Raw genomic sequence first — 23,148 nt, 5'->3', positions numbered from 1 at the left:
CGCGCGAAGCGTGACGGAGGGGTGTCCCCATTATCGAGAGTGCGACACCCCTCCGTCAGGGCTTCGCCCTGCCACCTCCCCTTTCAGGGGAGGAACATATGCTGCGCCCTTTGACTTTACGGCTTTTCATTTGCTTTATCCGGCGGCAATTCAAAAGGGAGCAGGCATGGGCGTGGCGGCGGCAAGGGCGATAGGGGCTCTGGCATCGATGACGGCGCTATGCTGGAGCCTGGGCGTATCCGCGCAGACGGCTCCCGCGTCTCCCCCCGCCCAGCCATTGGGCCCGATCAATGCGGACCTGCCGCCGGGGGGGGATTCCTACGCCCGCGCGATCGAGACGACGCCGGTGGCCGCCGCCACCTGGACGCTGTCCGCCTGGGTCCAGCCGCGCAGCGTCGCGGGCAAGGGCACGACGATGCTGATCGGCGGCTTCGGCGATCCGACCCGGGGGCCCCGCCGCTATCTGGCGCTGGTCGACGGCCAGCCCGCGCTCGTCACCGAGGCGGGGGTGGTGCAGGGCGGCGGCGATGCCGACCGCAACAAATGGACGCATATCGCCGCCAGCTATGACGGCAAGGTCGTCCGGCTGTTCGTGAACGGGCGGCAGGTGGTGCAGCGCGGCCTGTCGCTGGAGCCCGTTACGGGCGTCGCGACCCTGGCGCCGCGCAGCTACCAGCCGATCTTCGCGGGCAAGGTGATCGACTTCCGCATGGTGCGTGAGGCGGTCGATCCGCTCGCCATCCGCGTCGCCGCGCGGCGGGCGCCCGACCCGGCGAAGCTGGCGCTCCAGACCGGCAGCCCGAGCTGGCCCTTTCAGACCCGCCAGATGCAGGGCCAGACCGCACCGCAGGATGCCTGGACCCTGCCCCAGTCCAGGGCGCCGATCCCGACCAGCGGGACGGCAAAGCCCGAGCCCAAGGCGGCGGCGCTGGTGTCCACCGCGACCGGGCAATGGGCGGTCAATGGCTGGCGGCTGATCGAGGCGGCCAAGGTCGGCCCCGGCGGCGCGGACCTGTCGCAGGGCAATTTCGACGCCGACAAATGGTATGTCGCGACCGTGCCGGGCACGGTGCTGACCACGCTGGTCGATCGCGGCGTCTATCCCGATCCGGCGGTGGGGCTGAACAATCTGGCGATCCCCGAGACGCTGGCGCGCCAGGATTACTGGTATCGCACCGAGTTCGACACGCCTCCGCAAGCCGCCGGGCGGCAGATGTGGCTGACCTTCAACGGCGTGAACTATTCGGCCGAGGTCTGGGTCAACGGCCGGATGGCGGGGACGATGAAGGGCGCGTTCATCCGGGGCCGCTTCCCCGTGACGCTGGCCGCCGGGCGCAACGCCATTGCGGTGCGCGTCTCGCCGCCGCCGCACCCCGGCATCGCGCATGAGGAATCGATGACGGCGGGCGTGGGCGAGAATGGCGGCGTCCAGATGATGGACGGCCCCACCTTCGTCGCGACCGAGGGCTGGGACTGGATCCCGAGCGTCCGCGACCGCAATACCGGGCTGTGGCAGGGGGTGACGCTGGCCGCGACCGGCCCGGCGGTGATCGGCGACCCGCAGGTGGTCACGACCTTGCCCAAGCCCGACAATTCGGTCGCCGATGTCGAGATCGCGGTGCCCGTCACCAATACCGGCCAGGCGCCGGTGACGGCGACCGTCCGCGCGGTGTTCGATGACGTGGTGGTCGAAAAGCCGGTGACGGTCGCGCCGGGCCAGACGATCCGCGCCGTCCTGTCGCCGTCCGAATTCCCGCAGCTGTCGGTCAAGAATCCGCGCCTGTGGTGGCCCAACGGCTATGGCGACCCCGCGCTGCACGATCTGGCGCTGACCGCGGCGGTCGACGGCGCGCTGTCGGACAGCAAGGGCCTGCGCTTCGGCATGCGGCAGGTGACCTATGACCTGTCGCTGTTCGACGATGACGGCGATCTGGAGCGGGTGACGCTGGACCTCAACCGGGTGCGGGGCGGCCAGCGGGTGGTCGACACCAGCCATGCGGGCATCCGCAAGACCGCCAATGGCTGGGCGATGAGCTTCACCCCCGGCGCGTCCCAGTCGGCGGCGGTCGCCAAGGTGCAGGACGATCCGCGCCTCGCCCCCTATCTCGTCCTGCGGGTCAATGGCGTGCGGATCGCGGCGCGCGGCGGCAATATCGGCATGGACGACTATATGAAGCGCATCGACCGTGCGCATCTGGAGCCCTTCTTCCGCCTCCACCGCGACGCGCATCTCAACATCGTTCGCAACTGGGTGGGGCAGAATACCGAGGACAGCTTCTTCGACCTGGCCGACGAATATGGCCTGATGGTCCTGTCCGATTTCTGGGAGTCGACCCAGGATTACAATATGGAGGCCGAGGACCCGCAGCTGTTCCTCGCCAATGCGGCGGACGTGGTGCGCCGCTATCGCAACCATCCCTCGATCGTCGCCTGGTTCGGCCGGAACGAGGGGGTGCCGCAGCCGATCCTGAATACCGGGCTGGACACGCTGCTGCGCGCCGAGGACGGGACCCGGCTCTATATGCCTTCGTCCAACGCGGTGAACCTGCAAGGGTCGGGCCCCTATGACTGGCGGCCGCCCGCCGACTATTTCACCACGCTCGCCAAGGGCTTTTCGGTCGAGGTCGGCACCCCCTCGCTGCCGACGCTGGAGGCGTGGAAGCGCGCCATCCCGGCCGAGGCGGATCGCTGGCCGATCGGCGATGTCTGGGCCTATCACGACTGGCACCAGACCGGGAACGGCGCGGTCAAGAGCTTCACCGCCGCGCTCGAACGCCGCTTCGGTCCCGCCACCGGGCTCGAGGATTTCGAGCGCAAGGCGCAGATGATGGAATATGAATCCTATCGCGCCATCTTCGAGGGGATGAATGCGGGGCTCTGGACCGAGAATTCGGGCCGGATGCTGTGGATGACGCAACCCGCCTGGCCGTCCTCGGCCTGGCAGATCTTCTCGTCCGACTATGACACCCATGCCGCCTTCTACGGCGTGAAGAAGGCCGCCGAGCCGATCCATGTCCAGATGAACCTGCCCGACCACCGCGTCGTGCTGGTCAACAACACCCGCGACGCGCTGAAGGGCGTGCAGGTGCGCGCGCGGGTCGTCGGGCTCGATGGCCGGGTCGAATCGGACCAGGAGACGAAGCTCGCCGCCAATGCCGAGGGGGTGACGCCGGTCCTGACCCTCGACCTGGCCTCGGCGATGAAGCGCGGGCCGGTGCTCGTCCGGCTGGAGGCGAGCGATGCGGGCGGACAGCTGCTGTCGACCAACAGCTATTGGCAGGCGCAGGACGATGCGCGTTATCGCGCGCTGACGACGATGGGCGCGGCGACGGTCACGGCCAGCACGGCGTTGCAGGGGCAGGGCGAGGAGACGATCGCCAACGTCACCCTGACCAACAGCGGCACGGTCCCTGCGATCGAGACCAAGCTGACCGTGATGAACGCCGACGGGACACAAGTACTGCCCGCCTATTTCAGCGACAATTACGTCACCCTGTTGCCGGGAGAAAGCCGCGTGATCGAAGTCCGCTACCCCACCGCCAAGGCGGACAGGCCCAGCGTCACGCTGCGCGGCTGGAACGTCACCGCCACCGGCGCGGACCTGCGTCCGTGAGCCGCCTCACCCTGGCCGCGCTGCTCGCGCTGACCCTGGCCGCGCCCGCGACCGCGCAAGGGAAGGAAACCGACGGCCAGCGCTGGGCGCGCGAATGGGAGGAGCGGCTGCACAACGACTTCGGCTATCTCGCGCGCTACCGCGACGACAATGCGACGCTCGCGGCGCCGGTGCCGGGCCGTCCGCGCATCGTCTTCATGGGCGATTCGATCACCCAGAACTGGGTGGAGCGGGCGCCGGGTTTCTTCACGCCCGGCCGGATCGGGCGCGGGATCAGCGGGCAGACCACCTCGCAGATGCTGCTGCGCTTTCGGCAGGACGTGATCGACCTGAAGCCTGCGGTCGTGCAGATCATGGCGGGCACCAACGACATTGCGGGCAATACCGGCCCGACGACCGATGCGCAGGTGCAGGGCAACATCATGTCGATGGTCGAACTGGCCCAGGCGCATGGCATCCGGGTGATCCTGGCCTCGATCCCGCCCGCCGATCATTTCGAGTGGAAGCCGGGGGTGAACCCGGCCCCGCGCATCGCCGCGATGAACGGCTGGCTGAAGGATTATGCGGCGCGCATCGGCGCGACCTATGCCGATTACTGGTCGGTGCTGCATGTCGGCGACGCGCTGAACCCCGCTTATGGCACCGACGGGGTGCATCCCAATGCGGCGGGCTATGCCGCGATGGCCCCTGTTGCCGATGCTGCGATCCGGCGGGCGCTGGCCAAGCCTCAGTCGCGCAGGATGCGGTAGTTCAGCCGCGCGGTCGCGATCGGCCGGTCGCGATCCTCCTGCCAGGCCGTCGCCTCGACATTGGCGATCCGTTGGCCCAGGCGCAGGATGGTGCCGACCGCGCGGGTCGGGTGGTCGCGGCCCGTGCGCAGATAGTCGGTCGTCACCGTCACCGGCTTGATCCGCGCCGCCCCCTCCAGGGACAGGCGATGGGTCAGCGCGGCGATCCCCGCCACCTCCAGCAGCCCCGCGATCGCGCCGCCCTGAAGCAGCCCCGGCCAGCCCATCACATGGTCGCCGAACGGCATCACCAGCTCCGGCACCTCTTCGACCCATTCGATCGAACAGCCCAGCCACTCGGCATAGGGCGGCAGCACCATCTGCGTGCCGATCGCGGTGCGCGGCGGGGTCATGCCTCCACCCCCGCGTTCAGCCGCATGAAGGTGCCCGCGACATGCGCCACCGGATCCTCGGGATCGCCGTCATGCGCGATGCCCCGGACGAACGCGATGCTGTGGGTGATGCGATAGCATTCGCCGCGCCCGATCACGGTCCGCTCCGGCACGGCGGGGCGCAGATAGTCGACGCGCAGGTCGACGGTGACATGCGCCTCGAACGCACCGCGCTTCAGCCAGACCGACAGGCTGGTCGCCATGTCCATCATCGCGACGATCGGGCCTGAGGCGATGACCCCGCTGGCCGGATCGCCGATCAGCCGCGCGCCATAGGGCAGGGCCAGCTCCGCCCAGTCGTCCCCATGCGTCCGGTACTGCATCCCCAGATGCCGTCCATGGCCGCCAAAGCCGCCCATCGCCGTGAAGCGTTCAATATCGAACCCCATGGGCCGATGGTCTACATCAACGATGCGCAAAAGGAGAGTGGGATGAACGACCGGGTGACGATCGCGGTGGCGGAGGGCGTCGCCGATGTCCGGCTGGCGCGCGGCGAAAAGCTGAACGCGATCGACCGCGCGATGTTCGATGCGTTGGCCGGGGCGATCGACATGCTGACGGCGCGGGCCGATGTGCGCGCGGTGGTGCTGTCGGGCGAGGGGGAGGGTTTCTGCTCCGGCCTCGACATGGCGGCGATGGCGGGGGGCGATCTGGCCGGGCTGGACCTGTCGGCGCGCAGCCATGGCCCGGCCAATCGGGTGCAGCAGGTGGCGTGGGGCTGGCGGACGCTGGCAGTGCCGGTGATCGCGGCGGTGCACGGCGTGGCGTTCGGCGGGGGGACGCAGATCATGGCGGGTGCCGAAATCCGGCTGGCGCATCCCGCGACGCGCTTTGCGATTCGCGAGGTGCATTGGGGGATCGTCCCCGACATGGGCGGCTTCGCGCTGTGGCAGGGCGTGCGCGAGGATGTGCTGCGCGAATGGGTCTATACCGCGCGCGAGTTCGACGCGGCCGAGGCGCAGGCGGCGGGACTCGTGACCCGGCTGGTCGAGGATCCCAGGGCCGAGGCGCTGGCGCTCGCCCGCCGAATCGCCGAGCGCAGCCCCGATGCGGTGCGGAGTGCGAAACGGTTGTTCGGAGCGATGGGGTGCGCGCCGGAGGAGATGCTGGCGATGGAGAGCGCCGAGCAGGTGGCGCTGATGCGGGGTGCGAACCACCGCGAGGCGGTTGCCGCGAATATGGCGCGGCGGCGGCCGGTGTTTCGGGACTGAGAGGGGCTGCTCCCTCTCCCCACACGATAGCCCCTCTCCCGGCAGGGGGAGGGGTTGGGGAGGGGCAAGGGCCGCAAGGGTTCTTTTCTGCGAGACCCCATGCCCTCCCCCATCCCCTCCCGCTTGCGGGAGGGGCGTGCTCTTTGGCAGGTGGCAGGACCCTACAAAAAAGGGGGGAGCCCCTTTCGAGACTCCCCCCTTTCTCAGCGCTCGCGAAAATTACTCCGCGGTCGCCTTCAAAATCTTGCCCGGATTGCGGGGCGGCTCGCCCTTGGGGAGCGCGTCGACATGCTCCATGCCGCTCTCGACCTGGCCCCAGACGGTGTACTGGCGGTCGAGGAAGCGCGCGTCGTCGAAGCAGATGAAGAACTGCGAATTGGCCGAGTTCGGATCATTGGTCCGCGCCATCGAGCAGGTGCCACGGACATGCGGCTCGGCGTTGAATTCCTGCTTCAAATTGGGCTTGTCCGAACCCGACATGCCGGTGCCGGTGGGGTCGCCGCCCTGCGCCATGAAGCCGGGGATCACGCGGTGGAACACGACGCCGTCGTAGAAACCTTCATTGGCGAGCCCGCCGATGCGCGCGACATGCTCGGGCGCCAGGTCGGGGCGCAGCGTGATCACGACATCGCCGCTCTCGAGCGTCAGGGTCAGCTTGGAAAAAGTCTCGGCCATAAGGGTCTTCCTTGGTTGATGTGCCGCAGGTAGGCATTCCTGTGCCCGCTGGCAAATGCGGGCACCGCGCGATAGAGGCATGACGCCGCGTTCATGTTCCATCGAGGGAGGCCGAGATCAGCGACACCGAACTCCCCGACCTCGAAACCGAGACCCCGTTGCCGGAAACCCAGCTGGACGAGGACGACCGGCTGAAGCCCGAATATGTCACCGCCGTGCTCGACGCGCTGAAGGACGGCGACGACGAGGGCGCGCGGGCGCTGGTCGAGCCGCTCCACCCCGCCGATATCGCCGACCTGTTCGAGCTGGTCGACGACGAAGAGCGGGTCAGCCTGGCGCGCGCGGTCGCGGACCTGCTGAACGGCGACGTCTTCGCCGAGATGAACGACTATGTGCGCGAGCAGCTGATCCAGGCGCTCGAACCGCATGAAGTCGCCGACATCGCCTCCGAACTCGACACCGACGACGCGGTGGCGATCATCGAGGACATGGACGAGGACGAGCAGCGCGCGGTGCTGCGCGCGCTCGACCCAGATGACCGCGCCGCGATCGAGGAGGCGCTGTCCTTCCCCGAGGAGTCCGCCGGCCGCCTGATGCAGCGCGAGCTGATCGCGGTGCCCGAGCATTGGACGGTGGCCGAAACCATCGAGTTCCTGCGCGGCGACGAGGAACTGACCACCGATTTCTGGGAAATCTTTGTGGTCGATCCCGGCCATCGCCCAATCGGGACGTGCCAGCTGTCTTGGATCCTGCGCGCGCCGGGCGGGATCGCGATCGGCGACGTGATGAAGCGCGAACAGACGCTGATCCCGGTCGACATGGACCAGGAAGAGGTCGCGCTGCGCTTCCAGAAATATGCGCTGATCTCGGCCGCCGTGGTCGATGGCAGCGGGCGGCTGGTCGGCATGATCACCGTCGACGACATCGTCCACATCATCCAGCAGGAAGCGGGCGAGGACGTGCTGCGCCTGTCGGGGGCGGGCGAGGGCGACATCAACGAGCCGATCCTCGACAGCTACAAGAGCCGCGTCCGCTGGCTGATCGCCAACCTCGTCACCGCGATGGTCGCCTCCTCGGTGATCGCCGCGTTCGAGGGGACGATCGCGCGCATGGTGGCGCTGGCGACGCTGATGCCGATCGTGGCGGGGGTCGGCGGCAATGCGGGGACGCAGACGCTGGCGGTGACGGTGCGCGCGCTGGCGACCAACCAGCTGACCCGCTCCAACACGACCCGCGCGATCCTGCGCGAGATTCGCGTGGCGATGATGAACGGCGTGACGGTCGCGGCGGTGATCGGGGTGGGGGTCAGCCTGGTCTTCGCCAATCCGGCACTGGGCATGGTGATCGCGGCGGCGATGATGACCAATATCCTGGTCGCGGGGCTGGCGGGCGTGCTGGTGCCGGTGACGCTCGACCGGTTCGACGCCGACCCGGCGGTGGCGTCGTCGGTGTTCGTGACGATGACCACCGATTCGATCGGGTTCCTGGCCTTTCTGGGCCTGGCGACGGCGGCCGGGCTGACGGGGTGACATTCCTCCCCTGCAAGGGGAGGTGGCGCGCGCAGCGCGTCGGAGGGGTGTCCCGCTATCGATAGGCCGACCCCCCTTCCGTCAGGGCTTCGCCCTGCCACCTCCCCTTATAGGGGAGGAATTACCTCCTCCTATCAAAACTATGGCGGTCGCCCCGGACCATGCTTATGATGCACCCCCGCGCAGCCGGGGGGCCGCGTCGTGTCACCACCCGTCAACGCGGATAGTTAAGCAGCGCGCATGAATCGTTTTGCCATCGGTATCGCCGGTATCCTTGTCATCCTGGCGATCGCGGTCGCCCTGTCCACCGATCGTCGCACCATCCGCCTGCGCGTGGTCGGCGCGGCCTTTGCGCTGCAGGCGGGGATCGCGGTGCTCGTCCTCTATGTCCCCTGGGGCAAGAAGGTCCTGCAGACGCTGTCCGCCGGGGTCGCCGGGCTGCTCGGCTATGCCAATGAGGGGACGAAGTTCCTGTTCGGCGCGCTCGCCTCCGATCCGCTGGGGCGCAATTTCGCGATCCAGGCCTTGCCGGTCATCATCTTCTTCGCCGCGCTGGTCTCGATCCTCTATTATCTGGGGATCATGCAGCTGGTCGTGCGCTGGCTGGGCGGCGCGATCGAGAAGGTGATCGGCGTGTCCAAGGTGGAATCGCTCTGCGCGGCCGCCAATGTCTTCGTCGGCCAGTCCGAATCCCCGCTCGTCATCCGGCCCTATCTGGCCAGCCTCACCCCCGCACAGCTGTTCACCGTAATGACCAGCGGCATGGCGGGCGTGGCGGGCACGATCCTGGCGGCCTATGCCTCGATGGGCATCTCGATCGAATATCTGCTCGCGGCCAGCTTCATGGCGGCGCCCGGCGGCATCCTAATGGCCAAGATCATCATGCCCGACCGGCCCGAACCGCCCGCCGGTCAGCTGCCGCTGGGCGATGTGATCGAGGACGAGAAGATTGCGCTCGCCGAGGCGACGCATGACGAGGAAAAGCCCGCCAACATCATCATGGCGGCCGCCCAGGGTGCGCAGACCGGCGTGAAGCTGGCGGTGGCGGTCGGCGCGATGGTGCTGGCCTTCGTCGCGCTGGTCGCGCTGGCGAACGGGTTGCTCGGCGGGCTGGGCAATCTGGTCGGAATTCCGGGGCTCAGCTTCCAGGCGCTGCTCGGCTATGTGTTCCAGCCGATCATGGCGCTGCTCAACGTGCCGTGGAAGGAAGCGGGGATCGCGGGCGGCCTGTTCGGCGAGAAGATCGTGCTCAACGAGTTCGTGGCCTATATCGACCTGGGCAAGCAGGCAGCGCAGCTCTCGCCGCGCACCGTCGCGGTCGTCACCTTCGCGCTGTGCGGCTTTGCCAATTTCTCCTCAATCGCGATCCAGATGGCGGTGACGGGCAGCCTGGCGCCGAACCAGCGCCCGACCATCGCGCGGCTGGGCATCCGCGCGCTGATCGCGGGGAGCCTCGCCAACCTGATGTCGGCCGCGCTGGCGGGCCTCCTGATCGGGTAGGGCGCTTTCGGGGTTGATCCTGCAGGTGGGCGCGCTATGGGCGCCCGGTCGGTCGCGCTCGTGGCCGACTCACTGCACAGGATCACAATGCCCCGATCTAGTCCCTTGTCCGGCGACGAGGACAGTAGACGCTTCGGCGTCCACGTTCTTGCCGACCGTCTGACGGGCCTGACGGGGTCGACGATGTCGGCCCGCTAACGCCGTTCCTCGCCGACCTTCCGCCGGGCTCGACCACACGAACCCGAAGGAGGTCTGTCATGACCCGCATGATGTTCCGCGCGCATGTCCGCGCCCAGTCGCTCGCCACCGTCATGGCCAGCGTTCCCCTTGAGCGCGCGCGGTTGCTCCGCGCCGTGGCGTCCAGCCGTCCCCAGGCGATCCGCCGGACCCGCCCCTCGGCCTGACCGCCCCGCTTTCAAGGAAGACCCCGATGACCCGTTTCGTTTCGCGGGCCGCGCTGTGCGGCCTGTTGCTGTTCGCGCGCGCCGCCGCCGCGCAGGAGCTTGCCCCGCCGACCGACACGCCGCAGGATTTCGCCATCCACGGCCAGGCGACCCTCGTCGCGCAGGGCGTGGGCGGTTTCGCCTCGCCCTATGCCGGGACGAACAGCCTGACCCCGCACCAGCTGAAGGAAACCGCCGACGTCACCGCCTATCTCGGCGCGCGGCCCTGGGGCGGCGGCGAGATCTGGGTGAATCCAGAGATCGACCAGGGCTTCGGCCTGTCCAATACGCTGGGCGTCGCGGGCTTTCCCAGCGCGGAGGCCTATAAGGTCGGCAAGGCCGAGCCCTATTTCCGGCTGCAACGCGCCTTTTTCCGCCAGACCCTGGGGCTGGGCGGCGCGCGCGAGGCGGTGGCGGGGGTTGCCAACCAGCTCGGCGGATCGCGGAGCGTCGACCGGGTCGTGCTGACCATCGGCAAGTTCGGCGTCGGCGACGTGTTCGACACCAACCCCTATGCGCACGACCCGCGCGGCGATTTCCTCAACTGGTCGGTCGTCGATACCGGCAGCTTCGATTACGCCGCCGATGCCTGGGGCTATACCACCGGCATCGCCGCGGAACTCTATCGCGGCGACTGGACGTTGCGCACCGGACTGTTCAACCTGTCGACCATCCCCAATGGCGAGCGGCTGGAACATGGCTTCGGCCAGTATCAGCTGGATGCCGAGGTCGAGCATCGCCACCGGCTGGCGGGGCGGCCGGGATCGGTGCGCTTCGGCCTCTTCCGCAACCGGGGCAATTTCAGCCGCTTCGACGAGGCGCTGGCCTATGCCGCCGCGACCGGCAAGGTGGTCGATCCGTCCTTTACCCGGCGGCGGCTGACGCGGATCGGCGGCTATATGAACATGGACCAGGCGCTGACCGATACGCTGGGCCTGTTCGCGCGGGTCGGGGTCAGCGACGGGTCGATCGAGCCCTATGACTTCACCGATATCGACCGGACGGCGCAGATCGGCGCGGCGCTGAACGGCAAGGGCTGGGGCCGGGCGCAGGACCGGGTCGGGCTGGCGCTGGTCGCCAACGGCATTTCGGCCGAGCATCGCCGCTATCTGGCGGCGGGCGGCCTGGGCGTGCTGGTCGGCGACGGACGATTGCCCAATGCGGGCGCGGAGGAGATCGCCGAGGCCTATTACGACGTGGCGCTGACCCGCGCGCTCGCGGTGACGCTGGATGCGCAATATGTCGGCAACCCCGGCTATAACCGCGATCGCGGGCCTGCGGAGGTCTTCGCGCTTCGCGTCCACGGCGCATTCTAAATCCTCCCCAAGCTCGGCTTGGGGAGGGGAACCGCGCCCGGAGGGCGTGGTGGAGGGACATCCTCGCCCGCGACGAGGCCCCTCCGTCAGGCCTTCGGCCTGCCACCTCCCCATCTCCGATGAGGAGGATCGGGGGATTAGCGCGTCGGTACGGGCTCCGCGCCCGAATAGTCGTAGAAGCCCCGCCTGGTCTTGCGGCCATACCAGCCCGCCTCGACATATTTGATCAGCAGCGGGGCGGGGCGGAATTTGGGGTCGCCCGTCCCTTCGAACAGGACGCGGGTGATCTCCAGGCAGGTGTCGAGCCCGATGAAATCCGCCAGCGTCAGCGGCCCCATCGGGTGGTTGAGCCCCAGCTGGCACGCCGCGTCGATGTCCGGGATCGTCGCCACGCCCTCGCCCAATGCGAAGATCGCCTCGTTGATCATCGGCATCAGCACGCGGTTCACGATGAAGCCCGGCGCGTCATTGGCATGGACGACGCGCTTGCCCAGCGCCTGGGCGAAGGCTTCGACCCGCGCGACCGTCTCGTCCGAGGTGGCGAGGCCGCGGATCAGCTCGATCAGCCCCATGACGGGCACGGGATTGAAGAAATGGACGCCGACGAACCGGCCCGCATCGGGCGCGGCCTGCGCCAGCCGGGTGATCGGGATGGACGAGGTGTTGGTCGCCAGGATCGCGGTGTCGGACATCACCTTGCCGACCTCCTCGAAGATCGCGCGCTTGATGGCCTCGCGCTCGGTCGCGGCCTCGATCACCAGTTCGCAATCCGCCATGGCGGACAGGTCGCCGACCGGCGCGATGCGGGAGAGCAGCGCATCGGCATCGGCGCGGGTGATCTTTTCCTTCGTCACCAGCCGGTCGAGCGCCCTGGCGATTCCCGCCTTGCCCGCCTCGGCCCGTTCCGCCGACACATCGGCCAGCTTGACCGCATGGCCCGCCGCCGCCGACACTTGCGCGATGCCCGCACCCATCTGACCGGCACCGATCACGCCCACTGACTTCATCGCTCTGCTCTCCTTGTTCTTTGACCGTTGCCCTATCCGTTTCGGAACGTCACCGCCAGCAAAGGGGTTGATACGCCCATGATTCGCACCGCTGCCTTCACGGCTTTCCTGGCGCTTGCCGTGCCTGTGGCCGCCGCCGCGCCGGACACGCCGGACACGCCGGTCCCGGCCAAGCCGAAGCTGTTTCGCGACTGGATCGTCGCCTGCGACAATGGCGGCGGGTGCGAGGCGGCGTCGCTGTCGCCGCAGGACGGCATGTTGCAGGATGCCGGATTGCTGATCCGGCGCGCCGCCGACGGCATGGTCGCGGTCGAGCTGGCCGACATGACGGGTAAGGCGCGGGTCGCCACGATCCGGGTCGATGGCCGCCCCGCCGCCACCGTTCCACTTGCCCGCGAAGCGCGGGGCCGGGTGAGCGGGGCGGCGGCCGACAGGCTGGTCGCGGCGCTGGTCCGGGGGCGGCGGGCGGCGATCCTGACACCCGATGCGAAGCCCGTCTCGCTGAACGGCGTCGCCGCCACGCTGCGCTATATGGACGATCGGCAGCGACGGGCGGGCACCACCGCCGCCTTCGTTGCGAGGGGGGCGGCGCGCTATCGCGGCAAGCCGCCCGAACTGCCCCTGGTGCGGGTGGTGACGCCGCCGCCGGGCGACGCGCCCGCCATCCCCTCGGCCGCGATCAACGACATGCGGCGGCGGCTCGACTGCCTGAACAGCCTGGGCAGTCCGGTCAGCGCCGAATCCTATCGGCTGGACGGACGCGCGACTTTGGTCCTGCTGTCGTGCGGGGCGGGGGCGTATAATTATCTGGTCAAGCCGCTGATCTGGCGTGACGGGCGGCTGGCGCCCGCGCGGTTCGACTATGCCTTTCCCTTTGCCGGCGAACCGCAACCGGGCGGCGCGGTGACGCTGGTCAACACCCAGTGGTCGCCCGCAGGCCGCCTGTCGAGCTGGGGCAAGGGCCGGGGGCTGGGCGATTGCGGCGATCGCCAGAGCTTCGGCTGGGACGGCACCCGATTTCGGCTGCTCGAGGCGGCGAGCATGACCGAATGTCGCGGCGCGATCGACACGTTGCAGGTCTGGCGGGCGCGACCCGTGTCCGCGCGATAGGCCGAGGGAGACAGGATCATGCTGGAACATCTGCCCGCCTGGCTGGGCAAGGCGATGAGCGGGTGGCGCGCCGGGGTCGAATCGGTTGCGGTCGTCCGCCCCGAACTGGCCCCGCCCGCCAGCCTGGCGCTGAGCAGCCCGGCCTTTGCCGACCAGGCGCGGCTGCCCGAGCGTTTCACCGCCGATGGCGCGGGCGTGTCGCCGCCTCTGGTCTGGGGCGACCCGCCCGAGGGGACCGCGCTGCTGGCGCTGCTGGTCGAGGATGCCGATGCGCCGACGCCGCAGCCGCTGGTCCATGCGATCGTCTGGAACCTGCCGCCGCGGGCGGGCGATCTGGCCGAGGGTGCGATCGTCGCGGACGGCGCGGGCTCACCCGGACAGGGCGATGTCGGGCGCAATTCCTATCTGGGCGAAGGCTGGCTGCCGCCCGACCCGCCGCGCGGGCATGGCGAGCATCGCTATGTCTTTCAGCTGTTCGCGCTCGACTCGGCGGTCGATATCGGCGGGCAGAGTCCCGGACGCAGCGCGATGATCGAGGCGATGGCGGGGCATGTGCTGGCCGCCGGGGTGCTGACCGGCACCTATTCGCGCGAGGAGGAGGCGCCGGTGGGGCCGGTCGGGGCGGTCGCGCCCGCCTGATCGGGGAAGAGCGGGCGGCCGGGCATCGACAGGCGACGATCCGGCCGCGGGACGAGGATGACAGGAGCGGCGGCGTCGATCCCGACGCGATCGCGCGTCACGCCTCAGGCGATCGGCAGGATCGGCGTCGCCGAGGTGATGGCCAGTCCGGCGAACAGCAGCGCGCCGATGCAGGAGACGAGGAACTGGCGGGCCTGGATGGTCTGGAACATGGTGGAACTCCCTTTTCGATCGGGTCGCCAACCCTTTGGCGACCGATGCCGGGAGCTTTGCAGAGAGCGTGCCAGTTTTATAAAGCTTTGATATTCAACGAATAATTATTCAACCTAAGAAAATCTGGCAAATTGCGCCAAGCCGATACCGGAAAATCCGCCACGGGATGGCGCAATCCGTCAATCCGCATAGGCCAGATCGCGGCCATCATTCTTGGCCCGGTACAAAAGCTCGTCGGCACGCGCGAACAGCGTCTCCTGCGTATCCTCCGGACGGAAGGTCGTGATCCCCGCCGAGATGGTGATCTGGCCGATCGACTGGTCGGTTTCGCGGACGCGCAGCCGCCGCTCGCGCACCGCCTGCCGGGCGCGTTCGACCAGGGCGGTGGCGTCCCGCTTGGAGATGCCCGACATCAGGATGGCGAATTCCTCGCCGCCATGGCGGCACACCAGATGGCCCTGCCCTTCCTCGGCCAGGATCTGGCCGATCGCGGTCAGCACCCGGTCGCCCACCGCATGGCCATGCTCGTCGTTGATCCGCTTGAACCGGTCGATATCGCACAGCGCCAGATGGCAGGGATCGACCGCCTCGAAACACTGGCCGAGCGACTCGTTGAACGCCAGCCGGTTCGCCAGCCCGGTCAGCGGATCGCGCCGGGCGGTCGCCCGCGCCTCCGCCAGCTTTTCGCGCAGCGCGTCCGCCTCGGCAGTCGCCTGTTGCAGCCGCCGTTCGCTGGCGTGGATCCGCTCCAGCATCTCGCCGGTCAGCGCGGCCAGCGCCGACAGCCCGATCGCTTCGGCACGGTCCATCTTCGCGGCGCTGCGGGCCAGGTCGGCGCCGAAGGCCGTGGCGTCGGCCTGGACCGAGCGGAGGATGGCCAGGAACGTCTCGACATGGCCCTGAGTCTGCGCGGCCAGCGAGTCGGACTGGCTGTCGACCGTGGGCACCGCATGATCGCGCACGGGCGGGGCTTCGACCTTCGGCTCGACCGGTTCCGGACGGGTCGCCGGAGTGCCTCCCCCCAGCCGGACGATATCGTCCTGGTGCAGCCGCACGCCACCATCGATCAGCGACGCGGCGGCGCGCGCCAGGCCGCCGTTCGGATCGGTCAGGATGGCGTGGACGAACGCATAATGCGAGGGATCGGGGGACAGGCGATGATCGTCGAGAAACCGGCCGATCCGTCGATAGAGGTCGGTGCTCATCGACATCCGCCCCCTCCCGACCTGTCGCATGTCCGTTCCGCGTATGACCCGTTCCCCGTCATCGCGAGACGGCGATCGACGGCGCACCCCTGTGCCGTCATCGCCCTGCACCTTGCTGGCATGCCCCCTGTCATGTCCGGTGCCTTAGCGCTTGGCCGCCAGACCGCGGACCGCCGCCAGCGTCGTGGCGACATGTTCGGCGGGGTTCATGTCGTCATGGACGAACAGGATGCGCCCGTCGCGACCGATCACATAGCTGGTGCGCGAGGTGATATCGCGGCCTTCCATCTGGCGGCCGAGCGCGACGTCATAGCCCTTGACGATCGCGGGCCCCGCGCTGGCGACCGGGAACTTGCCCGCGCATTCGGCCTTGGAAAAGGCGGCGAGCTTGTCCACCGGATCGGCCGACATGCCGATCACCCGCGCACCCGCCGCGCGAAAGGCGTCGATCTTCTCGGCAAAGGCGCGCGCCTCGGCGCTGCATCCGCTGGTGAAGGCGGCGGGGAAGAAATACAGGACGACCGGGCCGTGGCGCAGCTGATCCTTCAGCTTGAGCGTGAAGACCTTGCCCGCGACCGCGCCGCGCGTCGTGAAATCGGGGGCGGTGGCGCCGGGACGCAAGGCCGCGGCGGCGGGAAACGCCGCCATTGCAAGAAGAACGCCCAAGACTGCCTTCATCACCCCAATCCTTCCGGTAATATGGTTAACGCCTATCCTGTCGCCGGGATGCCGTCCATTGCTGATCGTGCGTCGCTATCCTATCGGTTGCATCATGTCCGTTCATACAGCCGATATCGATCTGGCGTTGAAGCTGGCCGACGCCGCCGGCGCCGCCATCCGACCCTATTTTCGCCGCGAGATGGGGCTGGAGATCAAGGAGGATCGCTCCCCTGTCACGCTCGCCGATCGCGAGGCCGAGGCGGCGATGCGCCGCATCCTGGAGGCGGAGCGCTCGGGCGACGGGATTCACGGCGAGGAATATGGCGTCAAGGACGGCGTCACCGGGCGGCAATGGGTGCTCGACCCGATCGACGGCACGCGCAGCTTCACCGTGGGGCGGCCGATCTTCGGCACGCTGATCGCGCTGGTCGACAATGGCTGGCCGGTGCTGGGCATCATCGACCAGCCGATCGCGAAGGAACGCTGGCTGGGCGTGATGGGCCGCCCGACGCTGTTCAACGGCCAGCCCGCGCGGACGCGCCGCTGTCCGGCGCTGGAGGGCGCGACGATCGCGACGACCAGCCCGCATCTGTTCGAGGATGACGACGTGCCGCATTTCATGGCGCTGGTCGCGGCGATCAGCGGCGACAGCCCGCGCCAGGGGCCGGTCTATGGCGGGGACTGTTATAATTACGGTCTGCTCGCCAGCGGCCATGTCGACATCGTGTGCGAATCGGGCCTGAAGCTCCACGACTTCGCGGCGCTGGTGCCGGTGGTCGAGGGCGCCGGGGGCCGGATGTGCGACTGGAACGGCGATCCGCTGACCGCCGACAGCGCCGGGCATGTGCTGGCGATCGGCGATCCGGCGCGGACCGAAGAGGTGCTGGAGGCGTTGCGCAACGTGCCGCACGGGCATGACCATCACGATCACTGATCGCAGGCCAGTCATCGAAGCGCGCTGGGTCGGCACGGTTTAGAAGATCCCCAGGAACTTCTTGCGCTGGCTCTTGGCCTCGCCTTCGCTCTGACGGCCGTCCTTCGACTTGGCGGTGGTGCCGTTGCCGACATCCTGGCGCGGCTGCCCCTTGGTGGTCCGCTGCGCGCTGGCACGGGCGCCGGACAGGACCGGGCCGCAGGCCGCCGCCTTGGCATCGCCGACATCGACAAAGGCCAGCACCCCCGCCAGCGGCGTCGCCACGACCGCCAGGCCCAGCCCGGCCCCGGCGCGCGCCAGCAGGTCGCCGCTGATCGGATCGATACCGGGGCTGGCGAAGCTGCCGGTCAGGCCGACCGGGGACTGGCCCGAAAACAGGCTGAACTTCTTGGCATCGGCGCGGATCGCCATGTCGATGGCCTCGTTGCGGAAGCTGAAGCCGCCGCGCCCGACGATGACGTTCTTGGACGTGTCGATCAGGATCGGGTCCGCCGCCGCGATCCCGCCGCGCACGGTGAAGGCGATCAGCCCGCAATTGATCCGCACCGGCTCCTTCAGGCGATCCTCGAACATCTTCTGGACGAAGGTGCCGAGGTCCAGCTCGGCCAGCTGCGCGTTGCGGGTCCATAGCGAGCCGGCGGGCAGGATGAAGGCCATCCGCCCGTTCGCGCTGGCCAGCGAATCATGGATGGTGTCGCCGCGCCCCTGAAGCTGGATGCGGCCCTTGACCGTGCCGGTCGTCCCCGCCTCCGCCACGCCCCATCCCGCCAGCAACCGCCCGAGCGGCGTCGGCGACAGGCGGATGTCGTAACGGACCAGGCTGGGCCGCTGGCGCGTGTCGAACAGCAGGTCGGACGCGACGTCGCCGCGCGCCATCGCGAAGCGGAGCGGCGACAGGGTCAGCTTGCCGCGATCCAGCGCCAGCGTCAGGTCGACGTCGGAGATGGGCACGCGGCGCGAGCGGACGGTGCGGATCGTCCATTTCAGGTTGGCGTCGAACCGCTGCATCGTCGCCACCGGCAGCGCGGCATCGGGCAACAGCCTTTGCGCCCCCGCCCCGGTCGCGGCGGCGGCGGCTTGTGCGCCCCTGGTCGCGACGATGTCGGGGTTATAGCCGATAAAGGGCGCGGCATCGACGATGTCGAGCTTGCCGGTGGTCAGCTGCGAATCGAGATGCAGCCGCTCGCCATGGGTGACGGTCAGCGTCCCCGCCAGGTCGCTGTCGCCGAACGTCCCCTTCATGCGGGTGAAGCGATAGACGTCACCGTCCTTCACCAGCTGCGCGCGCAGGTCATAGGTGCGGGTGCGCGGGATGACGACGCCGATGACCTCGAGCAGCGTCGACAGGTCCTTGCCCCGCGCGCGGGTGCGCAGCGGCACATCCTCGATATCGGCGATCGAGGGCAGGGTGCCTGCGACATCGACCACATTGCCCGCCGCGCGCATCCGCGCGATCAGTTCGTTCCTGCCCCGATTGGCGGTGGCGTCGGGCGACAGCAACTGCGCGGTCAGGGTGAAGGGCGTCGCGCGGATCACGCCCTTGCCGCGCAGCCCGACTGCCTTGCCGATTCGGGCGTCCTGCGACCGGAAATCCTCCAGCGCCAGGTCGGCGGTCACGCGCATCCGGGGATCACGATAGCGCACCGTCGTGCCGTTAATCTCGGCCGTGTCGATTCGCGGGAACTCCAGCGGCTTGCCGCCCTTCTTCTCGCTGAAGGTCCAGCTGTTCGTGCGGTGGTCGGGCGTCCATTCCAGATCGACCGCGCCGTTGGTCAGCGCCAGCCAGGTGAAGCGCCGCTTGCCGAACAACAGCGACAGCGGCGCGATCCGCGAATCGATCCGGTCGGCGGTGAACAGATAGGGGCGGCTGGCCCAGCCGGGGTTGGAGATGGCGATCCGCTCGGCGACGAACTTGATCCGCCACGGCGCGAAATAGAGCTGGAAATCGCCGCCCACCGTCACCGTCCGGTGGGTCAGCCTGCCCGCGATCGACTCGAAGGGGTGGCGCAGGAACCGCCCCTTGGTGACGAACAGCACCAGCCAGATCGCGGCGATGGCGAGCAGCAGCCCGATCGCGACCCGCAACGCCCATCGCCGCCAGCCCGCACGGGCGGCGGTCGGGCTGGCGGAGGTGTCGGCCGCTGGCGCCTGATCCATGGCATCCCCAATCGCCCGAGCGAGGCGCTTGTTCCTTTGCGGCGGCCCGCCCTCTTCGGTTGCAATCCGCGCCCGGTTCGTCTAAGCCGCCCGCTTCCCGAGCGAGGTGTCACGAACGGCCCGGCCATCAGGGCTGCCGCGGCCGTTTCTGCCTTGCTCACAGCGAAAGGACCAAAATGCCCAAGCTCAAGACCAAGAGCGGCGTCAAGAAGCGCTTCAAGCTCACCGCGACCGGCAAGCTCAAGCACGGCGTCGCCGGCAAGCGCCACCGCCTGATCAGCCATAACGGCAAGTATATCCGCCAGAACCGCGGCACCTCGGTCCTGTCCGATGCCGACACCAAGACCGTGAAGGCCTGGGCGCCTTACGGCCTGAACTGATTTCTGGAAGGATAGAGAGATATGGCACGCGTCAAGCGGGGCACGACCACCAAGGCGAAGCATAAGCGGATTTTGGATCAGGCGAAGGGCTATTATGGCCGTCGCAAGAACACCATCCGCATCGCACGCCAGGCCGTCGAAAAGGCCGGTCAATATGCGTATCGCGACCGCAAGGTTAAGAAGCGGACCTTCCGTGGTCTGTGGATCCAGCGCATCAACGCCGGTGTCCGGGCCGAGGGCCTGACCTATTCGCAGTTCATGCACGGCCTGAAGCTGGCGGGCGTCGAACTGGACCGGAAGGTCCTGGCCGACATCGCGATGCACGAGGGCGAAGCCTTTGCGGCGATTGTCGCGCAGGCGAAGGCCGCTCTGCCGCAGGCCGCGTAATTCGCGACTGACGGACTAGCGCCGGAAATCAGGAAAGGGCGTCGGTGGGTTCCACCGGCGCCCTTTTCCTTTGGGAATATTCCTCCCCTGCAAGGGGAGGTGGCAGGCCGAAGGCCTGACGGAGGGGTGTCCCGGTCGGCGAGGATTCGCTTGCCTCGCCACGGGTGACACCCCTCCACCACCGCTTCGCGGCGGTCCCCCTCCCCTTGCAGGGGAGGAACGCAGCGGCCTCAATACCGGACGCTGATCGTCCCCAGGATCGAGCGCGGCGCGCCATAATAGCCGCCGTCGAAGGTCAGCGCGGTCAGATATTTCGCGTTGGTCAGGTTGCGCAGATTCGCCGACACCGCGACGCGCGGCGTGATGTCGTATTTCGCCATCAGGTCGACCAGCGCATAGCCGTCCTGTCGCACCGAGCGGGTTTGGGTATAGATCACGCTCTGATACTGGGCCGACGCACCCAGCTTCAGCGCGGGCAGGGCGGGCGGGGCATAGACGATGTTCAGCCGCCCGGTGTTGCGCGGCACGAACAGTCGCGCGGGATCGCCCTTCTGATCCTCGATCCGCATCAGCGTATAGCCGCCAGTCACCTGCATCCCTTCGGCCAGGCGACCGCCGATCTCCAGCTCGATCCCCTCCGACCGGGCGTTCACCCCGCGATAGAGGGTGCGGCCGTTGAAGAAGCCGATGCTCTCGGCCGTGTTGTTCTGATGGACGCGGAAGATCGCGGCGCTGGCGTTCAGCCGTCCGCCGAACCAGTCGCCCTTGATCCCCGCCTCGATATTCTTGCCGCTGATGGGGGCCAGGATGCGCCCGTCCTGGCCGATCGCGTCCTGCGGATTGAAGATCGTCGTATAGCTGGCATAGAGGCTGAGCGCGCGGCTCAGGTCATAGGTGACGCCCGCGAAGGGCGAAAAGCGCGTATTGTCGAAATTGGTGTCGACGCCGTAGGAAAAGCCGACGCTGCGCGCATGGGTGACGTTGCCGCCCAGCATCAGCTTCAACGGATCGGCCAGGCTGAAGCGGACCAGGCCATAGGCGGTCTCGCGCCGGGTCTGGGTATTCTGGCTCAACGCATAGTCGGTCGAGAAGGTCGTCGGGAAATTGACCTTGGGGAAGGTCCCCTGGAACAGATCCGGGAAGGGCAGGGCCAGGCCGATCTGCGAATAGTCGTAAGAGGATTGCTGCTTGTAATCCTGCGCGCTGCGATTGACGCCGAACATCAACTGATGCTCGCGCCCGAACAGCGAGAAGGGGCCGGTGGCATAGGCCTCCACGGTCAGGTTGCGCGTCTGCGCGCGGAAGGCGCCGGGATAGCTTTTGATGCCCAGGAACTGGCCGGGCTTGGTGGGATCGGGGGCGATGCCGTTGGGCGCGCCGCGCACCGGATTGTCATAGACGTAGAACAGCTCGTCCGCCTCGCTGGTCGCGCGGCGCACCGCGCTGATCCGCGCGACCCAGTCATGGCCGAAATGATGGGTCAGGTCGCCGAAGATCTGCCGGTCGATCACGTTCCAGCCCGCCCATTCAGGCGCGACATTGGTCGATCGCGGCATGTCGATACGCGTGCCGTCGGTATAGGTCAGCGGCAACGCGCCCCACATCGCGCCGTGGCTCTGGTGATCCTGATGGCCGTACCCGCCGCTCAGCACCGTATCGGGGCCCAGATCGGCCTCAACCACGCCATACCCGGTCCAGCGGCGCAAGCTGTAGCGGTCGAGATAGCTGTCCGCGTCCGACAGCACGCCGACGACGCGGGCGCGGACATGGCCGTCCTTGGTCAGCGGCGTGCTGACATCCGCGTCCAGGCGCAGGCTGTTGAACGAGCCATATTGCGCACTGGCGGTCGCCTGAAGGTCCTTGGTCGGGCGCTTGCGGACGAAGTTGATGACGGCCGAGGGATTGCCCGTCGGCGACAACAGGCCGGGCGCGCCGCGCACCACCTCGATATGATCGTAGATGGCGGTGTCGATCGACCCGGTCTGGATTCCGAAAGCAAAGGGAATGCCGATGCCGTCGATCTGGAAGGTCTGGATGTCGAAGCCGCGCGCCGAATAATAGACGCGGTCGGTCTCGTTCGCCTGGACGTTGATGCCCGGCACCGTCGTCAGCAGCTGGTTGACGTCGTTGAGCTGGAAATCCTGGATCTGCTGGCGGGTGACGATGCTGACCGACTGCGGCGTCTCGCGCAGCGTCAGCGGGATGCGCGTCGCGGTCGTCTGGCCCCCGATCGTATAGTCGTCGGAGCCCTCGGTCCGCTGGCCGGTGACCACGATATCGTCGCGCGCGGTCTGGGGATCGGTCGCCACCGGCACGGTGGACGGCAAGGGTGCGGCCATGGCGGCGGCATTGGCCGCCAGCGTCATCAAGAACGGCATTCGGGGACTCCCTGTGATGCGGCGCGTCCTAGGAGTGGCGGTCTGTTATTGCAAGTCAGTATCGAAAGTGGGAAAGGCTTTTGCGATCAGCGACTTCGCCCATGGATGACGCGGCGCAATTCGGGGCTCTCCGCCCTAGCCATGCCGCCCGCGCGCCCCCACATGGGCCCCCGACATGGCGCTTCATCTGACCAAGGTCGCGTTCGGGGCGGCCAGTATCGATCACCTGGCCGAACGACTGGCGATGCGGGCGCAGGACGGGCCGGTCTTCCTCACCACCCGCTATCTGCCCAAGCGGCATGAAGAGGTGGCGGGGCAGGGCTCGCTGTTCTGGATCCTGAAGCACCAGCTGGTCGCGCGCTCGCCGATCCTGTCGTTCGGCGAGGCGGAGGGCGGGCGCTGCGCCATCCATATCGACCCCGCGCTGGTGCTGGTCCAGGCGCTGCCGCGCCGCGCGCATCAGGGCTGGCGCTATCTGGAGGCGGGGGATGCCCCGCCCGACCTGAGCGGGGCCGCGACGGGGATCGAGACGATGCCGCCGGTGCTGGTCGGCAAGCTGGTCGAGCTGGGGCTGATCTAGGGGGCGGCACTCATGATCTTCCTCCCCTTGC

The 23,148-nt window shown here is 68.3% G+C and carries 21 protein-coding genes; 13 read left to right on the top strand and 8 right to left on the bottom strand.

Annotated elements, in window-relative coordinates:
- Positions 1-208 precede the first annotated feature (208 nt).
- Both QE363_RS01640 and QE363_RS01635 read left to right on the top strand, forming a co-directional pair.
- Positions 209-3,613 carry a glycosyl hydrolase 2 galactose-binding domain-containing protein gene (locus QE363_RS01640; protein ID WP_309691212.1) on the top strand — a complete coding sequence of 1,135 codons (3,405 nt, stop codon included), beginning with the start codon at positions 209-211 and terminating at the stop codon, positions 3,611-3,613.
- Positions 3,610-4,362: an SGNH/GDSL hydrolase family protein gene (locus tag QE363_RS01635; RefSeq protein ID WP_309691210.1), complete on the top strand. Its 753-nt coding sequence runs from the start codon at positions 3,610-3,612 to the stop codon at positions 4,360-4,362. Before QE363_RS01640 ends, QE363_RS01635 begins: the two co-directional genes overlap by 4 nt.
- Here QE363_RS01635 and QE363_RS01630 read toward each other — a convergent pair.
- Both QE363_RS01630 and QE363_RS01625 read right to left on the bottom strand, forming a co-directional pair.
- The gene (locus QE363_RS01630; RefSeq protein WP_307101677.1) at positions 4,341-4,754 is read right to left on the bottom strand and encodes a PaaI family thioesterase; all 414 of its coding nucleotides are present in this window, start codon (positions 4,752-4,754) and stop codon (positions 4,341-4,343) included. The two genes, QE363_RS01635 and QE363_RS01630, sit on opposite strands and share 22 nt — an antisense overlap.
- On the bottom strand, positions 4,751-5,182 hold the full coding sequence (locus tag QE363_RS01625) for a PaaI family thioesterase (RefSeq protein WP_309691206.1): 432 nt from the start codon (positions 5,180-5,182) through the stop codon (positions 4,751-4,753). Before QE363_RS01625 ends, QE363_RS01630 begins: the two co-directional genes overlap by 4 nt.
- Before the next feature lie 42 nt (positions 5,183-5,224).
- Between QE363_RS01625 and QE363_RS01620 the strand changes: the two genes are divergently transcribed.
- The gene (locus QE363_RS01620) at positions 5,225-6,004 is read left to right on the top strand and encodes a crotonase/enoyl-CoA hydratase family protein (RefSeq protein WP_309691202.1); all 780 of its coding nucleotides are present in this window, start codon (positions 5,225-5,227) and stop codon (positions 6,002-6,004) included.
- 219 nt (positions 6,005-6,223) lie between these two features.
- Here QE363_RS01620 and QE363_RS01615 read toward each other — a convergent pair whose 3' ends face one another.
- The gene (locus tag QE363_RS01615; RefSeq protein ID WP_056436311.1) at positions 6,224-6,679 is read right to left on the bottom strand and encodes a peptidylprolyl isomerase; all 456 of its coding nucleotides are present in this window, start codon (positions 6,677-6,679) and stop codon (positions 6,224-6,226) included.
- Between the two features lie 116 nt (positions 6,680-6,795).
- Here QE363_RS01615 and mgtE point away from each other — a divergent pair, with 116 nt between their 5' ends.
- The 4 genes from mgtE (at position 6,796) to QE363_RS01595 (ending at position 11,467) form a co-directional block, all read left to right on the top strand.
- Positions 6,796-8,208, top strand: coding sequence for a magnesium transporter (gene mgtE / locus QE363_RS01610; RefSeq protein ID WP_309698037.1), 1,413 nt, complete (start codon positions 6,796-6,798; stop codon positions 8,206-8,208).
- Positions 8,209-8,448: 240 nt separating this feature from the next.
- Entirely contained in the window at positions 8,449-9,708 is a 1,260-nt protein-coding gene (locus tag QE363_RS01605) for a NupC/NupG family nucleoside CNT transporter (protein ID WP_309691199.1), read from the top strand.
- 257 nt (positions 9,709-9,965) lie between these two features.
- Positions 9,966-10,112, top strand: a complete 147-nt coding sequence (locus QE363_RS01600; RefSeq protein ID WP_307101670.1) for a hypothetical protein — start codon at positions 9,966-9,968, stop codon at positions 10,110-10,112.
- Between the two features lie 26 nt (positions 10,113-10,138).
- Entirely contained in the window at positions 10,139-11,467 is a 1,329-nt protein-coding gene (locus QE363_RS01595; protein ID WP_309691196.1) for a carbohydrate porin, read from the top strand.
- A gap of 137 nt (positions 11,468-11,604) precedes the next feature.
- On the opposite strand, the gene QE363_RS01590 is transcribed toward QE363_RS01595, so the two are convergent.
- Positions 11,605-12,474: a 3-hydroxybutyryl-CoA dehydrogenase gene (locus tag QE363_RS01590; protein WP_309691194.1), complete on the bottom strand. Its 870-nt coding sequence runs from the start codon at positions 12,472-12,474 to the stop codon at positions 11,605-11,607.
- A 78-nt stretch (positions 12,475-12,552) separates the two neighbouring features.
- Here QE363_RS01590 and QE363_RS01585 point away from each other — a divergent pair, with 78 nt between their 5' ends.
- Positions 12,553-13,584, top strand: coding sequence for a DUF1176 domain-containing protein (locus QE363_RS01585; protein WP_309691191.1), 1,032 nt, complete (start codon positions 12,553-12,555; stop codon positions 13,582-13,584).
- An 18-nt stretch (positions 13,585-13,602) separates the two neighbouring features.
- Positions 13,603-14,223 carry a YbhB/YbcL family Raf kinase inhibitor-like protein gene (locus QE363_RS01580; protein WP_309691188.1) on the top strand — a complete coding sequence of 207 codons (621 nt, stop codon included), beginning with the start codon at positions 13,603-13,605 and terminating at the stop codon, positions 14,221-14,223.
- Between the two features lie 392 nt (positions 14,224-14,615).
- Here the strand turns inward: QE363_RS01580 and QE363_RS01575 are convergent, their stop codons facing one another.
- The gene (locus tag QE363_RS01575) at positions 14,616-15,641 is read right to left on the bottom strand and encodes a diguanylate cyclase domain-containing protein (RefSeq protein ID WP_309691185.1); all 1,026 of its coding nucleotides are present in this window, start codon (positions 15,639-15,641) and stop codon (positions 14,616-14,618) included.
- Positions 15,642-15,785: 144 nt separating this feature from the next.
- Entirely contained in the window at positions 15,786-16,319 is a 534-nt protein-coding gene (locus QE363_RS01570; RefSeq protein ID WP_307101657.1) for a peroxiredoxin, read from the bottom strand.
- 94 nt (positions 16,320-16,413) lie between these two features.
- On the opposite strand from QE363_RS01570, the gene QE363_RS01565 reads away from it, so the two are divergent.
- Positions 16,414-17,235, top strand: a complete 822-nt coding sequence (locus QE363_RS01565) for an inositol monophosphatase family protein (RefSeq protein ID WP_309691181.1) — start codon at positions 16,414-16,416, stop codon at positions 17,233-17,235.
- Between the two features lie 39 nt (positions 17,236-17,274).
- Here the strand turns inward: QE363_RS01565 and QE363_RS01560 are convergent, their stop codons facing one another.
- Complete coding sequence (locus tag QE363_RS01560; protein WP_309691178.1) at positions 17,275-19,392, bottom strand: AsmA family protein; 2,118 nt, start codon at positions 19,390-19,392, stop codon at positions 17,275-17,277.
- A gap of 176 nt (positions 19,393-19,568) precedes the next feature.
- On the opposite strand from QE363_RS01560, the gene rpmI reads away from it, so the two are divergent.
- Entirely contained in the window at positions 19,569-19,772 is a 204-nt protein-coding gene (rpmI, locus tag QE363_RS01555) for a 50S ribosomal protein L35 (protein ID WP_007406658.1), read from the top strand.
- A 21-nt stretch (positions 19,773-19,793) separates the two neighbouring features.
- Positions 19,794-20,159 carry a 50S ribosomal protein L20 gene (gene rplT / locus QE363_RS01550; protein WP_307101652.1) on the top strand — a complete coding sequence of 122 codons (366 nt, stop codon included), beginning with the start codon at positions 19,794-19,796 and terminating at the stop codon, positions 20,157-20,159.
- A gap of 230 nt (positions 20,160-20,389) precedes the next feature.
- Here rplT and QE363_RS01545 read toward each other — a convergent pair whose 3' ends face one another.
- Positions 20,390-22,537 carry a TonB-dependent siderophore receptor gene (locus QE363_RS01545; RefSeq protein ID WP_309691144.1) on the bottom strand — a complete coding sequence of 716 codons (2,148 nt, stop codon included), beginning with the start codon at positions 22,535-22,537 and terminating at the stop codon, positions 20,390-20,392.
- Between the two features lie 175 nt (positions 22,538-22,712).
- Between QE363_RS01545 and QE363_RS01540 the strand changes: the two genes are divergently transcribed.
- Entirely contained in the window at positions 22,713-23,117 is a 405-nt protein-coding gene (locus QE363_RS01540) for a DUF1489 domain-containing protein (protein ID WP_309691140.1), read from the top strand.
- The last annotated feature ends 31 nt before the right edge of the window (positions 23,118-23,148 follow it).

Origin of the sequence: Sphingomonas sp. SORGH_AS_0870 (assembly GCF_031453175.1) — a bacterium.
In the GTDB taxonomy this organism is placed as follows: Bacteria; Pseudomonadota; Alphaproteobacteria; order Sphingomonadales; family Sphingomonadaceae; genus Sphingomonas.
Note: the sequence above shows the minus strand (reverse complement) of the source record. Positions and strands in the feature narration are given on the sequence as shown.